Source organism: Zhihengliuella sp. ISTPL4, from assembly GCF_002848265.1.
Taxonomy (GTDB): Bacteria; Actinomycetota; Actinomycetes; order Actinomycetales; family Microbacteriaceae; genus Microbacterium.
The window spans coordinates 864,694-879,676 of the sequence record NZ_CP025422.1; the positions used below are offsets into that span (position 1 = coordinate 864,694).

15 protein-coding genes are annotated in these 14,983 nt (G+C 70.5%); 5 read left to right on the top strand and 10 right to left on the bottom strand.

From position 1 onward, the window contains the following. The first annotated feature begins 86 nt into the window (after positions 1–86). On the top strand, positions 87–914 hold the full coding sequence (locus tag CYL12_RS04190; protein WP_101845800.1) for an SGNH/GDSL hydrolase family protein: 828 nt from the start codon (positions 87–89) through the stop codon (positions 912–914). 9 nt (positions 915–923) lie between these two features. On the opposite strand, the gene CYL12_RS04195 is transcribed toward CYL12_RS04190, so the two are convergent. Further along, entirely contained in the window at positions 924–1,730 is an 807-nt protein-coding gene (locus tag CYL12_RS04195) for a TrmH family RNA methyltransferase (RefSeq protein WP_101845802.1), read from the bottom strand. 65 nt (positions 1,731–1,795) lie between these two features. On the opposite strand from CYL12_RS04195, the gene CYL12_RS04200 reads away from it, so the two are divergent. Beyond that, positions 1,796–2,635: a Sir2 family NAD-dependent protein deacetylase gene (locus CYL12_RS04200; RefSeq protein ID WP_101845804.1), complete on the top strand. Its 840-nt coding sequence runs from the start codon at positions 1,796–1,798 to the stop codon at positions 2,633–2,635. Then, positions 2,632–3,219 carry a histidine phosphatase family protein gene (locus CYL12_RS04205; RefSeq protein WP_075252982.1) on the top strand — a complete coding sequence of 196 codons (588 nt, stop codon included), beginning with the start codon at positions 2,632–2,634 and terminating at the stop codon, positions 3,217–3,219. The genes CYL12_RS04200 and CYL12_RS04205 overlap by 4 nt, the downstream gene beginning before the upstream one ends. 8 nt (positions 3,220–3,227) lie before the next feature. Here the strand turns inward: CYL12_RS04205 and CYL12_RS04210 are convergent, their stop codons facing one another. The 5 genes from CYL12_RS04210 to CYL12_RS04230 are packed head-to-tail and all read right to left on the bottom strand — an operon-like array spanning position 3,228 to position 9,165. Beyond that, positions 3,228–4,034 (bottom strand): HpcH/HpaI aldolase/citrate lyase family protein, encoded by an 807-nt coding sequence (locus tag CYL12_RS04210; RefSeq protein WP_101845806.1) that lies wholly within the window; start codon positions 4,032–4,034, stop codon positions 3,228–3,230. Continuing rightward, on the bottom strand, positions 4,031–4,519 hold the full coding sequence (locus CYL12_RS04215) for a MaoC family dehydratase (RefSeq protein ID WP_101845808.1): 489 nt from the start codon (positions 4,517–4,519) through the stop codon (positions 4,031–4,033). The genes CYL12_RS04210 and CYL12_RS04215 overlap by 4 nt, the downstream gene beginning before the upstream one ends. Before the next feature lie 10 nt (positions 4,520–4,529). Then, positions 4,530–5,678: an acyl-CoA dehydrogenase family protein gene (locus CYL12_RS04220; protein WP_101848666.1), complete on the bottom strand. Its 1,149-nt coding sequence runs from the start codon at positions 5,676–5,678 to the stop codon at positions 4,530–4,532. After that, positions 5,678–7,606 carry an acetyl/propionyl/methylcrotonyl-CoA carboxylase subunit alpha gene (locus tag CYL12_RS04225; protein ID WP_101845810.1) on the bottom strand — a complete coding sequence of 643 codons (1,929 nt, stop codon included), beginning with the start codon at positions 7,604–7,606 and terminating at the stop codon, positions 5,678–5,680. Before CYL12_RS04225 ends, CYL12_RS04220 begins: the two co-directional genes overlap by 1 nt. Positions 7,607–7,611: 5 nt before the next feature. Further along, on the bottom strand, positions 7,612–9,165 hold the full coding sequence (locus CYL12_RS04230; protein WP_233486878.1) for a carboxyl transferase domain-containing protein: 1,554 nt from the start codon (positions 9,163–9,165) through the stop codon (positions 7,612–7,614). A 111-nt stretch (positions 9,166–9,276) separates the two neighbouring features. Between CYL12_RS04230 and CYL12_RS04235 the strand changes: the two genes are divergently transcribed. Next, positions 9,277–9,879 (top strand): TetR/AcrR family transcriptional regulator, encoded by a 603-nt coding sequence (locus CYL12_RS04235; protein ID WP_101845812.1) that lies wholly within the window; start codon positions 9,277–9,279, stop codon positions 9,877–9,879. On the opposite strand, the gene CYL12_RS04240 is transcribed toward CYL12_RS04235, so the two are convergent. From CYL12_RS04240 to pdhA, 3 genes are read right to left on the bottom strand one after another with little or no spacing between them, the layout of a single operon-like run. After that, a complete protein-coding gene (locus CYL12_RS04240; RefSeq protein ID WP_101845814.1) occupies positions 9,872–11,251 on the bottom strand; it encodes a dihydrolipoamide acetyltransferase family protein in 1,380 nt (459 codons plus the stop codon). The genes CYL12_RS04235 and CYL12_RS04240 overlap by 8 nt on opposite strands. Then, complete coding sequence (locus tag CYL12_RS04245; protein WP_101845816.1) at positions 11,248–12,258, bottom strand: alpha-ketoacid dehydrogenase subunit beta; 1,011 nt, start codon at positions 12,256–12,258, stop codon at positions 11,248–11,250. The genes CYL12_RS04240 and CYL12_RS04245 overlap by 4 nt, the downstream gene beginning before the upstream one ends. 2 nt (positions 12,259–12,260) lie before the next feature. Beyond that, complete coding sequence (gene pdhA / locus CYL12_RS04250) at positions 12,261–13,376, bottom strand: pyruvate dehydrogenase (acetyl-transferring) E1 component subunit alpha (protein ID WP_101848668.1); 1,116 nt, start codon at positions 13,374–13,376, stop codon at positions 12,261–12,263. Positions 13,377–13,546: 170 nt separating this feature from the next. Between pdhA and CYL12_RS04255 the strand changes: the two genes are divergently transcribed. Continuing rightward, positions 13,547–14,020 carry an Lrp/AsnC family transcriptional regulator gene (locus CYL12_RS04255; RefSeq protein WP_101845818.1) on the top strand — a complete coding sequence of 158 codons (474 nt, stop codon included), beginning with the start codon at positions 13,547–13,549 and terminating at the stop codon, positions 14,018–14,020. Here CYL12_RS04255 and CYL12_RS04260 read toward each other — a convergent pair. Continuing rightward, the gene (locus tag CYL12_RS04260; protein WP_101845820.1) at positions 13,992–14,891 is read right to left on the bottom strand and encodes an alpha/beta fold hydrolase; all 900 of its coding nucleotides are present in this window, start codon (positions 14,889–14,891) and stop codon (positions 13,992–13,994) included. The genes CYL12_RS04255 and CYL12_RS04260 overlap by 29 nt on opposite strands. Positions 14,892–14,983: the final 92 nt, after the last annotated feature.

The window sequence follows — 14,983 nt, forward strand, 5'->3', positions numbered from 1 at the left end:
CTCCCTCGAACGCACCGCCACGGGTAGGCTCGGTCACTGCGCGGCGGTCACCATCGTGCGCGCATGCCTTCGCGAAGGAGAGCCGGATGAGCGATCAGGAATCGACCAGGACCCCGTACGTCCCGAACGAGACCCCGCACCCGTGGCGACGGTTCGTCGCGATCGGCGACTCGTTCACCGAGGGCATCGGCGACCCGGACCCTGCGGCTCCCGGCGGGCACCGCGGCTGGGCCGACCGCGTCGCCGAGGTGCTCGCGCAGCAGGTCGACGATTTCGCGTACGCCAACCTGGCGGTCCGAGGCAAGCTCATCGCGCAGATCGTCGCCGATCAGGTGGAGCCCGCCGTGGCGCTGCGCCCCGACCTCATCTCGATCTGCGCTGGCGGCAACGACGTCATTCGCCCCGGCACCGATCCGGATGCCATCGCCGCACAGCTGGAGGACGCGGTGGCGCGCCTGTCGTCCACCGGCGCGGCCGTGGTCGTGTTCACCGGCATCGACACGGGGTTCACGCCGGTGTTCCGTCCCTTCCGCGGCAAGGTCGCGATCTACAACGAGAACGTCCGCGCGATCGCGGAGCGCCACGACTGCATCGTCGCGGACCAGTGGGCACTGAAGGTCGTGCAGGATGCGCGCTTCTTCGACGACGATCGCCTGCACTACAACGCGCTCGGCCACCACGAGGTCGCGCGGATGGTGCTCCGCGCCCTCAACGTTCCGAACGACCTCGAGGCCATGCAGCCCGAGCCGCTGCCGCTGCGGACCTGGCGTGCCGCCCGCAGCGAAGACCTCGGCTGGGCCCGGGAGCACCTCGTGCCCTGGGTGCTCCGCCGGCTGCGCCACCAGTCCTCCGGCGACCACATCGCTGCCAAGCGCCCCGAGCCCTCCCCGGTCATCCTCCCCGGCAAGGAGTGACGCGCACTCTCACTCCGCGGGAGCGAGTGCCCACAGCGCCACGGCGGCGGCCGAGGCGACGTTAAGCGAATCCACGCCGCCGGCCATCGGAATGGTGACCACGGTGTCCGCGCTGTCGAGCGCGGTCCGCGTGAGACCGTCGCCTTCGGCTCCGAAGAGCAGCGCCACCTTCTCGTGCCGCTGTGCCGCATACATCCGGAGATCCACGGCTGTGTCACTGAGCGCGAGGGCAGCGATGTCGAAGCCCTGCTCACGGAGATCCGAGACCGCCGACGACCACTCGTCGATCCGGGTCCAGGGCACCTGGAACACCGTGCCCATGCTCACCCGGACGCTGCGACGGTAGAGCGGGTCGGCACAGCGCGCCGACACGAGCACCGCATCCGCCCCCAGGCCGGCGGCGGCGCGGAAGGCGGCACCGACGTTGGTGTGATCGCCCAGGTTCTCCAGCACCAGCACCAGCCGTGCGTCGCGCACCACGTCGGCGACCGGCGCCAGAGCCGGACGGCGCATGGCGGCGAGGGCTCCGCGGTGGACCTGATAGCCGGTGACCTGTTCCGCGACCTCGTCCGGGACCACGAGCACCGGAACGGCGCGCTCCCCCAGGATGCGCCGCACCTCGTCGACGCGCCGGACCGAGACCAGCACCGATCGGGGTTCGTGCCCGGCGGCCAGCGCGCGCTCGATCACCTTGGCGGTCTCGGCGATGTAGAGTCCCTCCGCGGGCTCGCGGACGGCGCGGAGGGCGGTGTCGGTGAGGCCGCGGTAGTCGTCCAGCCGCGGGTCGTCGATGTCGGTCACATGCTGGAGGTCCACCGCTCCACTCTGCCATCCCGGTTCTCGTCCACCCCGCGCCCCGTAGACTCGATCGAGGAGGTCCTGTGAGCGTGACGAACACCGACGAGCCGTCGGCTGAGCTCTCCCACGCCGCCGCCCTGCTGCGCGGCAAGCGGATCGCCCTCCTCACCGGAGCCGGCATCTCGACAGACTCGGGAATCCCCGCCTACCGCGGCGAGGGGGCGCGCACGCGCAGCGATCCCATGACGATCCAGACCTACCTCGGCGACGAGGCCGCGCGGCGCCGCTACTGGGTCGGCGGTCACCTCGGCTGGCGCGCCTTCGCACAGGCAGCACCGAATCCCGGCCACCGCGCCCTGGCGGAGATGGAGGCCGGGGGCGTCGTCTCGGGCGTCATCACCCAGAACGTCGATGGCCTGCACCTCCGCGCGGGCAGTTCGCACGTCATCGAAGTGCACGGCACCATGCGCCGCGTGCTCTGCCTGCACTGCGGCCAGGTGTTCGACCGTCGAGACATCGCCGTGCAGATCGAAAAGCGCAATCCCTGGATCACCGTCCCCGAGAACGTGGCCCTGGCCCCGGACGGCGACGTGCTCCCGGAGAGCACCGAGGGCTTCCTCGTCCCGACCTGTACCGTGTGCGACGGCATGCTCAAACCCGACGTGGTGTTCTTCGGGGAGTATGTACCGCAGGACCGCTTCCGCGCCGCGGAGTCGCTGCTCCGCTCCAGCGACGCGCTCATCGTGGCCGGCTCCTCGCTCGTCGTGAACTCCGGTGTGCGCCTCGTGAATCGTGCGCGTCGGCGCGGCATCCCTCTGATCATCGTCAATCGCGAGCCGACCCGCGCGGATGCCTGGGCCGATGTCACCATCGCCGCCGGCACCAGCGACGTGCTCCCCGCCCTGCAGGAGATGCTCTCGTGACCTATCTCACCCTCATCCGCCACGGTCAGACCGACTGGAACCTCGCCCGCCGCATCCAGGGGTCGACCGACATCCCTTTGAACGAGACGGGCCGCGAGGACGCGCGGTGGGCGGCGGAGAAGCTCGCCGGCACGACGCACCACGCCGTCTACACCAGCCCGCTCGTACGGGCGAGCGAGACTGCCGGCATCATCGCGGAGCGCCTGGGGCTGGAGATCGCCGGGGTGGTCCCCGACATCCGGGAGCGGGAGTTCGGCGACGGGGAGGGCATGCTCGTCCCCGACTACATCTCCACCTACGGCGACTGGCACGCCGAGGTCCCCGGGGCGGAGTCGCTGCACGAGGTCGGCGTCCGCGCCATCGCGGCGCTGCACCGGATCGCGCGGGACGCGCGACGCCGGTCGGCGCCACAGGCCGAGTCGGTGCTCGTCGTCACGCACGGCGGCGTCATCCGCGCCGTCATCGACCATGTCTCCGGCGGTACGCTCCCCCGGGACGGCGAGGTGTTGCGCAACGGCTCCGCGCACCGGTTCGTCGCCGCTCCCGGCTACCTCCGGCTGCTCGAGGAGATTCCCGTCCTCTGATTCCGGCCTCAGCGGGCGCGGGAGACCACGGCGCGCGCGTGCCGCAGGACGGGCTCGTCCACCATGCGCCCCTGGAAGCGGAACACACCGCGCTCGTGTGCCGCAGCTGCGAGCACCTCGCGAGCCCACGCCACGGTCTCGGCGTCCGGCGCATACGCCGCCCGGATCACCGCGACCTGACTCGGATGGATGCAGGCCGTCGCGCGGAAACCCGACGCCGCCGCGTCCTCCGCCTCCCGCTCCAGCCCCGCGGTGTCGCCGATGTCGACGTGCACCGCGTCGATCGCCGCCTTGCCGTGCGCACCGGCCTCCAGGAGCACCCGGGAACGGGCGTAGCGCGCGATGTCGCGGTAGCCGCCCTCCGCGTTCCGGGAAGAGGTGCCGCCGAGGGAGGCCACCAGATCTTCCGCGCCCCACATCAGCCCGACGACGGCCGGGTGCGCGGCGATATCCGCCGCCGCATGGATGCCCCGCGCGGTCTCGCACAGCGCAAGGAGCGAGTAGCCCGCGTCGAAGGCGTCCAGGCTCGCCGCGCTCTCCGTCTTCGCCACCATCACGGTCCGGAACGGCGACCGCGCCACGGCCTCGAGGTCCTCGGCGAAGGCCGAGGAGTCAGGGGCGTTCACCCGCACGATGACACGGACGGGGTCGAGGTCCGCAGCGATGACGTTCTTCCGGGCGTCGGCCTTCGCCTCCGGCAGCACGGCGTCCTCCAGGTCGAGGATCACGGCGTCGGCCCGCTCCTGCGCCTTCGCGAAGCGCTCGGGGCGGTCCGCCGGGCAGAACAGCAGCGCAGGACCGAGCTCGAAACTCATGCCGTGTCTCCTTCCGGTCGGCAGTGCACGAGCACCGTTCGGGTCGCCGTCGCGACGACCGTGCCGTCCTGATTGCGTCCAGTGTGCGCGATCTGGACGACGCCCTGGCCGGGACGGGACGAGGAGAGCCGCTTGTCGACGACGACGCTCTCCGTCGTGAGCGTGTCCCCCGCGAACAGCGGGTGCGGGAACGCGATGTCGCCGAGACCGAGCTGCGCCACCAGAGTCCCCTGCGTGAGCTGCGCGACCGAGGAACCCACCATCGTCGACAGGGTCCACATGGAGTTCATGAGCCGCGCGTGGAAGGGCTCCTGACCGTCGGCGAACGCGGCGTCCAGGTGCAGCGCCTGGGTGTTCATGGTCAGCGTGGTGAACAGCACGTTGTCCGCCTCCGTGGCCGTGCGCCCTGGGCGGTGCACGTACCGGACGGCAGGCTCGAACTCCTCGTAGTACAGGCCGCGCTGCACGATCTCGCGCATGGTCATGCCCTCCACGCTACCGGGCGAGTCCGAGCGCCCTGGCGATCACGAGGAGCTGGACCTCGGTGGTCCCCTCGCCGATCTCGAGTATTTTGGAGTCGCGATAGTGGCGGGCCACCGGGAACTCGTTCATGAAGCCGTTGCCGCCGAAGATCTGGGTCGCGTCCCGGGCATTGTCCATCGCGGCCTCGCCCGCCACGAGCTTGGCGATCGCCGCCGGCTCGGCGAACGGCTCACCCGCGTCGCGGAGGCGGGCGGCATGGTGCCAGGCGAGTCGTGCGGTATGCACGCGGGCCCGCATGCGGGCGAGCGTGAACTGGGCGTTCTGCCGCGTGCTGAGCGCGCTGCCGAAGATGGTGCGGCTCTTGGCGTACTCGACCGCCGCCTCCAGGCACCCCTCCGCCGCGCCGGTCGACAGGGCGGCGATCGCGATGCGGCCCTCGTCCAGGATGCTGAGGAAGTTGCGGAACCCGCTCCCCCGATCGCCGAGAAGGTTGGCGGCCGGCACCCGTGCTCCGGCGAAGGTCAGCGGGTGCGTGTCGGACGCGTTCCAGCCGACTTTGTCGTAGGGCGGCTCGACGGTGAATCCGGGGGTGCCGTTCGGGACGATGATCGTCGAGATCTCCTTCCGACCCTCGCTCTGCCCGGTCACCGCGGTGACGGTCACGAAGCGCGTGATCGGAGTGCCCGAGTTGGTGATGAACTGCTTGGAGCCGTCGATCACCCATTCGTCTCCGTCGAGCCGCGCCGTCGTGCGGGTCGCGCCCGCATCACTTCCCGCCTCGGGCTCCGTGAGCCCGAAGCCGGCGAGGGCGCGACCGGCGAGGAGATCCGGCAGCAGCTCGCGTTTCTGTTCCTCGGTGCCGAAGCGGAAGACCGGCATCGCTCCGAGGCTGACGCCCGCTTCCAGGGTGATCGCGATCGACTGGTCGACCCGGCCCAGGGCTTCGATGGCGAGGCCCAGAGCCATGTAGTCACCGCCCTGGCCGCCGTACTCCTCCGGGAAGGGCAGACCGAAGAGACCGAGCTCTCCCATCTGCCGCACGACGTCCATCGAGAGCGTGTGGGTGCGGTCGGCCTCGTAGGACTGCGGGGCGACCACCGTGTCGGCGAAATCGCGGACCATCGCCGCCAGCTCGCGCTCCTCCTCGGTGAGATCGTGCATCATCGGTCCTCCTCCGTCGTCGTCACGCGGGCGACCGGTTGGTCGCGCCGCACCTGGTCGCCGACCGCGACCAGTATCCGCACCACGCCGTCGTGCGGCGCGAGCACGGGGTGCTCCATCTTCATCGCCTCGATCGAGACGAGAGGCGTTCCTGCGTCGACGGCCGTCCCGTCCGTGACGTGGATCGCCACGACACCACCCGGCATCGGGGCGCGGGCCTCGGGTTCGGTGGCCTTGGCCTCGCGTTCCGCGGCGGCGAGGCGCCTCCGCATCCGGCCGCGACGGTCCAGGGGGCGAAGCCGCAGCGTCCGCCCTTCCTCGCACACCCACACCGCGCCCTCCGCATCGCGAGCCGCGCGGACGGAGGCGACCGCGGCATCCGACGGTGAGACCGGGAGGAGGACCTCATCGTCCGTGAGCACGACGAGAGGTTCCGGCTCCTGCGGCGCTGCGCCGAGACGCCAGCCCGGGAGGGCTTGCCACAGCGGGCCGGCGCTCTCCCGGCGCGTCGAGGCTTCGGGACGAGCGCGCGCCAGTTCCGCAGCGGCCGCGAGCTGGGCGGTCGACGGCGCCGCGCGGTCGATCGGAAGGAGGGTCTCGATGAGGCCGGTGTCGAGGTCTCCGCCGACCACCCGGCGATCCTGAAGGAGACGGCGGAGGAAGGCGATGTTCGTCTCCACCCCGAGCACCACCGTACGGGCGAGAGCGTCGTCGAGGCGCTGCAGGGCCGTCTCCCGGTCCTCCGCCCACGCGATGACCTTCGCGATCATCGGGTCGTAGAAGCCGCTGACGATGCTTCCCGTCTCGACCGCCGCATCCACACGGACACCCTCGGGGGCCTCGAACAACAGCACCCTTCCGGTCGACGGCAGGAATCCGCGTTCCGGAGATTCCGCATACACGCGCGCCTCCACGGCATGACCGGTGGTGCGGGGAGCGATGTCGAGCGGCTGCCCGTCAGCCACGCGAAGCTGCAGCGCGACGAGATCGAGGCCGGTGACCTCCTCGGTTACGGGGTGCTCCACTTGCAGACGGGTGTTCATCTCGATGAAGAAGACGTCGTCAGGGGCGTCGGCATCGACGAGGAACTCGACCGTCCCGGCTCCGACGTACGCCACGCTCTCCGCCGCACGCAGCGCCGCCGCGAGCAGCCGGTCACGGGTCCCGGTCGGGATGCCGGCCGACGGCGCCTCCTCGATCACCTTCTGGTGACGACGCTGGAGGGTGCACTCGCGCTCGCCGAGCGCGACGACGGTGCCCTGCGCATCCCCGAAGACCTGCACCTCGATGTGCCGCGGCCGGCGGATCAGTCGCTCGAGGATGAGCGCATCGTCACCGAAGGCGGATGCCGCGACGCGACGGGCGGACGCGAGCGCGCCCGGCAGGCCCGCGGCATCTGTCACGACTTCCATGCCCTTGCCGCCGCCGCCGGCGCTCGGCTTGACGAGGAGCGGGAATCCGACGGCCGCCGCCTCTTCGAGGATCTCCGCCTCCGACAGCCCCCGCGCGTCGAAACCCGGGACGACGGGCACGCCGCTGCGGCTCACGTGCTCCCTGGCTCGCGCCTTGTCGCCCATGACCTGCAGGGCTTCCACGGAAGGACCGATGAAGACGATGCCGCTCTCCGCGCACGCCTCCGCGAGCCCGACGCTCTCGGAGAGGAATCCGTAGCCGGGATGGACAGCCTCCGCTCCGGAGGCACGAGCCGCCGCGATGACGGCATCGATGTCGAGATAGGACTCCGGCGCCGGCGCCGGACCGATCCGCACGGCGGCATCCGCCTCACGGACGTGCGGTGCGTCGGCGTCCGCGTCGCTGTAGACCGCGATGCTGCGGATGCCGAGGTTGCGAAGGGTGCGGATGACCCGCCTGGCGATCTCGCCGCGGTTCGCGACGAGCACCGACGAGAAGGAGACGGAGGGCGACATGGGGCTCACATCCGGAAGACGCCGAAGCGCGGCTCGGGCAGGGGGCTGCGGGCGACGACGTCGAGGGCCAGGCCCAGGAGGTCACGGGTCTGCTCCGGGTCGACGATGCCGTCATCCCAGAGCCGCGCGGTCGCGTAGTACGGCTCACCCTGCTCCTCGTACTGCGCGCGGATGGGCTCCTCGAACGCGGCACGCTCGCCGGGGCTCCACGATTCTCCCCGCGCGGAGAGCTGATCCTCTTTGACTGTCGCCAGGACGGAAGCGGCTTGCGGCCCACCCATGACCGAGATCCGGCTCGCCGGCCACGTCCAGAGGAAGCGCGGTGAATACGCGCGCCCGCACATCGAGTAGTTCCCCGCCCCGAAGGACCCCCCGATGATGACGGTGAGCTTCGGGACCCGGGTGGTGGCGACGGCCGTGACCATCTTGGCCCCGTCCTTCGCGATGCCCCCTGCCTCGGCGTCGGAGCCGACCATGAAACCGGTGATGTTCTGCAGGAAGAGCAGGGGGATGCCGCGCTGATCGCAGAGCTCGATGAAGTGCGCCCCCTTGAGCGCGGACTCGCCGAAAAGCACGCCGTTGTTCGCGACGACGCCGACCGGGTGCCCGTGCAGGCGTGCGAACCCCGTCACGAGGGTCGTGCCGTACTCGGCCTTGAACTCGTGGAAGGTGTCGCCGTCGACGAGTCGGGCGATGACCTCGCGGACGTCATAGGCCGCGTTGACGTCCACCGGCACGACGTCGTACAGGGATCCGGATTCGGCGGGCGGACGGCTCTCCTGCACGTCCCACGCCGGCGCGAGCGGCGGCGGCAGCGTGGCGACGATGTCGCGAAGGATCTCCAGGGCGTGCTCGTCGTCGTCGGCCAGGTGATCCACGACCCCGCTGCGCCGGGCGTGCAATTCCCCTCCCCCGAGCTCCTCGGCTGTGACGATCTCGCCGATCGCGGCCTTGACCAGCGGCGGACCGCCGAGGAAGATCGTGCCCTGGTTGCGCACGATGACCGTCTCGTCGCTCATGGCCGGCACGTACGCGCCCCCCGCCGTGCACGAGCCGAGGACCGCCGCAAGCTGCGGGATGCCCTGCGCGGAGAGCCGGGCCTGGTTGAAGAAGATGCGACCGAAGTGCTCCCGGTCGGGGAAGACCTCGTCCTGCTTGGGAAGGAAGGCACCGCCGGAATCGACGAGGTAGAGGCACGGCACACGGTTCTCCAGGGCGATCTCCTGCGCCCGCAGGTGCTTCTTCACCGTGAGCGGATAGTACGTTCCGCCCTTCACGGTGGCGTCGTTGCAGACGACCATGACCTGTCGACCGTGCACGAGCCCGATGCCGGCGATGACGCCCGCACCCGGCGCCTCGCCTCCGTAGAGGCCGTCGGCTGCGAGCGGAGCGACCTCGAGGAAGGGGCTGCCCTCATCGAGGAGGCGCGCGACCCGGTCGCGCGGCAGGAGCTTGCCGCGGGCGACGTGCCGCTCACGGGAGGCGGCGGGGCCGCCCGCTGCGGCCGCCGCGAGACGTTCCCGGAGCTCGCGCGCGAGCGCTTCCTGGGTTGCCGGCATCGTGATGTCCTCCTCGACCCACGTCGCGCCGGTCATCGACCTGGCGCGCTGCATGCATTCTCGGTTAGTGTTCACTAACCCGTCGGTTCAGGTTAGCGAGGATTAACTGAGATGACAAGCCCCGCCACAGCTCGCGACCGCGCCAAAGCGGAACGCTCCGACGCTCTCCTGCACGCCGCAGCGCGGCTCTTCGCCGCACGCGGGTACAGCGGTGTGAGCCTGGAGGACATCGGCGCCGCCGTCGGCGTGTCCGGTCCCGCGGTGTACCGCCACTTCGCCGGCAAGCAGGCCCTGCTCGGCGCGGTACTCGTCAAGGTCAGCCAGGATCTCGTGGTGGGCGGGCGACGCGTCTCCGAGGAGCCGACGAGACCGGACGAGCGCATGCGCGGACTCATCCGGTTCCACGTGGAGTTCGCGCTCGGCAACGCGGAGGTGATCCAGGTGCAGGACCGCGACCTCGCCTTCCTCGACGAAGCCGACCGGGCCGAGGTCCGGCGGCTGCAGCGCGCATACATCGAGCTCTGGATGGATGCCCTGGCCGCGCTGGACCGTCCGGAGCCGCTCGACCGTGACGAGCTGCGGCTGCGCGTGCAGGCGTGCTTCGGTCTCATCAACTCGACACCGCACAGCACCCGAGCGGCCACACGACGGCATACGGCCACCGCGACCGTCCTGGTCGCGATGGCCGATGCCGCCCTGAGGGCCGCTAGCTGAGCAGCATCGCCCGGCCGGGCTCTTCGAGGATGTCCGCCACGTCCTTGAGGAACGTCGCACCCTCCGCGCCGTCGACGAGGCGGTGGTCGAACGACAGGCTCAGGGTCATGACCTGGCGCAGAGCGATCTCTCCGCGGTACTCCCACGGCTGTCGCCGCACGGCTCCGATCGCGAGGATGCCGGACTGCCCCGGGGGCAGGATCGGCGTGCCGGCCTCGACACCGAAGACGCCGATGTTCGACAGCGAGAACGTCCCTCCGGCGAGCTCAGCCGGTGACGTCTTGCCGGCTCGGGCCGTCTCCGCGAGCTCCCGCACGGCCGACGACAGCTCCACGAGATTCAGCCGCTCCGCGTCGCGGATCATGGGCACGATGAGACCACGGTCCGTGGCGGCGGCGATGCCCAGATCGACGTAGCCGTACTGGACGATCTCGCCGGACTCCTCGTCCCAGCGCGCGTTCAGACCCGGTGCCCGCCGCAGAGCGAGGCAGACCGCCTTCGCGACGACCGCGAGCGGACCGATCCGGTGTTCCGCCAGGGCCCTGTCCTCGCGAAGGCGAGCCAGCATCTCCATGGTCGCGGTCACGTCGACGGTATGGAAAACCGTCACGTGCGGAGCCGTGAAAGCACTCTGGACCATCGCCGCCGCCGTGTGCTTGCGGACACCGCGGATGGGGATGCGGGTCTCCCGCGCACGGCCGTCGGGAGTAGGAAGCGAACGGGATGGGGCCGCGGTCTCCGGCGCGGGTGCCGGGGCGGTGCGCGCCCCTCCAGCCCCGATGCGCTCGGCGTAGGCCTCCACATCGGCACGAGTGATCACACGGTCGCCCACCTCGGCGGCGACGAGCACCAGATCGACGCCCAAGCGCTTGGCGTACGCGCGCACCGGCGGGGTCGACCGCGGTCGCTCCCAGACGGGCTCGACGGCGGCTGACGGCAGGGCGTCGTGAGGGGCTGCTTCCAGCACCGCGGTGTCCGCGACCTGTCCCGATTGCGGACCTCCGTGACGCCGCGCACGACGAGCGGGCCGTCGACTCGATGTCGGCGCTGCTCCGTACCCCACAAGGTTCGGCTGCGCCTTCTCCGCTCCGGCGTCCCGCTCGGCACCCGACGGTGCGACGGGGGGCTCCTCCCCCTCGACGTCGAAGGCGATCAGCGGAGCTCCCACGGCCACGGTCTCGCCGGCTTCCGCGTGGAGCGTCGAGACCGTCCCCTCATAGGGAGACGGCAGCTCGACGACGGCCTTCGCGGTCTCGACCTCGGCGAGCGTCTGATTCAGTGCGACGCTGTCCCCCGGCGCGACCAGCCATTGGACGACCTCGGCCTCGGTGAGCCCTTCGCCGAGATCGGGGAGGTGGAACTCGGCGATCATGCGTCGGCTCCCGTCAGGCTGTGCGGACGATCCAGCACACGATCGACCGCATCGAGGATCCGGTCCAGGTCAGGCAGGTGGTACTTCTCCAGCTTGGCCGGCGGGTACGGCACGTCGTGTCCGGTGACCCGCACCGGGGCGGATTCCAGGTACTCGAAGCAGCGCTCGGTGACGCTCGCGATGACCTCCGGCGCGAGTCCGGCCTCCCGAGAGGCTTCGTGTACGACGACCACGCGTCCGGTCTTCCGCACCGAGGCGGCCACCGAGTCGTAGTCCACGGGCGAGAGCGATCGCAGGTCGACGACCTCCAGCGCGATGCCCTCGTCCTCCGCTGCCTCGGCTGCCTGCAGCGCGGTGCTGACCATGGCCCCATAGGTCAGGACGGTGACGTCGGTTCCCTGGCGCACCACCCGGGCGAGGCCCATCGGCGGCGCGTCCGCGAGCGAGGCCTCGAGGTCGACCTCACCCTTGTGGTGGTACAGCCGCTTCGGCTCGAAGAACACGACCGGGTCGTCCGACGCGATGGCCTGGCGCAGGCTGCGATACGCGTCCTCCGGGTTCGACACCGCGATGACGCGCAGCCCGGCCGTGTGAGCGAAGTACGCCTCAGGAGACTCGGAGTGGTGTTCCGCGGCGCCGATGCCCCCGGCCCACGGGATGCGGATGGTGATCGGCATCTTCACCCGACCCTGGGTGCGGTAGTGCAGCTTCGCGACCTGGGACACGATCTGGTCGAAGGCGGGGTACACGAACCCGTCGAACTGGATCTCCACGACCGGGCGGTAGCCGCGGAACGCGAGACCGACGGCCGTGCCGACGATCCCGGACTCCGCGAGCGGTGTGTCGATGACCCGCGCCGCTCCGAACTCGTCGAGAAGTCCGTCCGTGATCCGGAAGACGCCCCCGAGCTTGCCGATGTCCTCGCCCAGCAGCACGACCTTCTCATCGTCGCGCATCGCCTGGCGGAGACCGGCGCCGAGCGCCTTGCCGAGAGTGAGCTCCGTCATGATCAGGCCTCGCCTTCGAACGACGCGAGATACGCGGCGTACTCGTCCCGCTGCCGCTCCAGCCCGGTGTGAGGTTCGGCGTAGACGCCGTCGAACACCGCGAGGGGCGGACGGGTGACCATGCCGAGGCACGCGGCACGCATCTCCTTGGCGACGGCGTCGGCGGCCGCCTGCGTCTCGGCGAGGTGCTCGTCAGGAAGCTCGCCGGAAGCCCGGAGGTACGCTTCCAGGCGCGCGATCGGGTCCCGGCGACGCCAGGACTCCAGCTCGGCGTCGTCACGGTAGCGGGTGGGGTCGTCCGCCGTGGTGTGCGGGCCCATCCGGTAGGTCACGGCCTCGATGTAGGCCGGCCCCTTGCCGGCGCGGGCGTGCGCCAACGCCCATCGCATCGCCGCCAGGCAGGCGAGGACGTCATTGCCGTCGACGCGGAGGCTGGGGATGCCGAAACCCGGCGCGCGTCCCGCGATCGGGTACTGCGACTGCACGGCCACGGGCTCCGAGATGGCCCAGTGGTTGTTCTGACAGACGAAGACGACCGGAGCCTGGTAGGACGCGGCGAAGATCATCGCCTCGTTCACGTCACCCTGACTGGTGGCTCCGTCGCCGAAGTACGTCACGGCGACCTCCGGGGCGCTCTCATGACGGATGCCGAGTGCGTATCCCACGGCGTGAAGGGTTTGCGCGCCGATGATGATCTGCAGCGGGGCGACGCGCAGTGCGGCGGGATCGTAGGCCGCCCCTTCCTCGCCGCGCCACATGCGGACGTAGTCTCCCGGCTGCGCGCCACGCGCATAGATCACGCCCGTCTCCCGGTAGCTGGGGAAGACGTAGTCCTGGGGGTCGAGCGCGCGGGCGGTTCCGATCTGGGTAGCCTCCTGCCCCTGGCAGGGCGCCCACAAGCCCAGCTGCCCCTGCCGCTGCAGGGCCACGCCTTCTGCGTCGATGCGACGGAGGATGACCATGTCGCGATGGAGCGCCCGGAGCTGGACGGCGTCGACGTCGGCGACGAAGGCGTCGAGGCGGGCGTGGGGAACCCGCGTCCCGTCCGGAGCGAGGATGCGCTCCGAGAGCTCGAGATCCTGGGCGGTGTCTGCGATAGGGGTGGTCTGCGGCGACATCATCGTCCTCCTCGTCCCTGGCGACCCTTGTGGGGTACGCGCAATGGTGCCGGCGTCATCACCGGCATGGTCCGAGAGTACGTCCGCTCATCACCTCGCTCAAGCAATTCCGAGCGCCCTGAGCATGTTGCTCATTTTTCTCCGGCAAGCCGCTGCTATGGTTTGGCACTATGCCTGGACTGGATCGGATAGACCTCGAGCTTCTCGCTGCCCTGGCCGAGGACCCTCGCGTGACCATCGTCGCTCTCGCCGAGCGGATGAGCTTGTCCCGCAACACCATTCAGGCCCGGATGGCCCGTCTGGAGCAGAGCGGCGTCTTCCTCTCCTACGAGCGCGCCTTCTCCCCCGATGTCCTCGGCTTCCCGCTGCAGGCGTTCGTCAGCATCGGTGTCCGTCAGACCGAACTGCCGCGCATCATCAACGAGCTCGCCCGCATCCCGGAGGTCGTCCAGGCGCACGGTCTGAGCGGCTCCATCGACCTGCTGGCACGGGTGGCATGCCGCGACGCGCGTCACCTCTTCGACACGGACGCGCGCATCCTCTCGATCGAGGGCGTGGAGCGGACGGAGACCTCGCTCGCGATGGGCGAGGTCATTCCCTTCCGGGTCGCGGGACTCATCGGCCTCGCGCGACGGGAATCCTGAGGAACCGACGGATGGCTCCGGCTGCCTCGGCGGGCGTCTCATAGTGGATGAGGTGACCCACCTGCGCGATCTCGACGAGTGACGCGTCGGGGAAGAGCTTCACGAGTTTGCGTTCCGCCTCGATCGGGGTGATGTCATCGCGCTGTGCGGCGATGAGCAGCGTCGGTACGTCGATCGACGGGGCGAACTCCCTGACGTCGTGCGAGACGCTCGCGACGAAGGCGTCGTGCAGGACCTCGCGGTCGGAGAACCGGGAGAAGTAGGTGTCGTGCTGGTCGTGGATGAACCGCCGGAGCTCGGGATCGCGCGTCTTCGCCATCGTGATGCTCATCACGCGGACGATCACACGGTTCCGCAGGAGGGCGGTCCCGATCCGCGACGGGAGTTTCGCACCCAGCGCGTAGTAGAGCACCGCGAGGCGGGTCATCAGACCCTTCGGCCCCTCCAGCGCCGGGGCGCCGATGGGATTCACGAGGATGAGCCGCGGCGTCTGCAGCCCGCCGGCCACGGCGGCGGCGGTGACGATGGAGCCGAACGAATGCCCGAGGACGACCGCGCCAGGGGCTGTGGCCGCTGCGAAGACGGTCAGCCAGTCCGCGTACGCCGAAAGATCGTGCCGTCGGCCGGGCAGCGGCGCGGACTCCCCGAATCCGGGAAGGTCGGGGACCAGGACTCGCAGCTCCCGCAGGAACGCGAGGACGGACTCGAGGCCGTGGTGCTCGCCGCGGAAGCCATGGACCGCGATGACGGTGGTCTCCGCGTCGTCCGGGCCGTAGGCCCAGTACGCCGTGGATCCGCCCAAGATCTGGACCTCGTGACGCTGCACGGGCAGCCTGCTCAGACGATCCGCGTAGGGGGAAGGCACGCTCATCCTCCGAGTCTACGAGTCGCCTCCCGAACAGCAGCGCGCACGGGGCACGACCCGTTCCCATCGGATTGTCGGCGCGGTGGGCTACTGTCCAA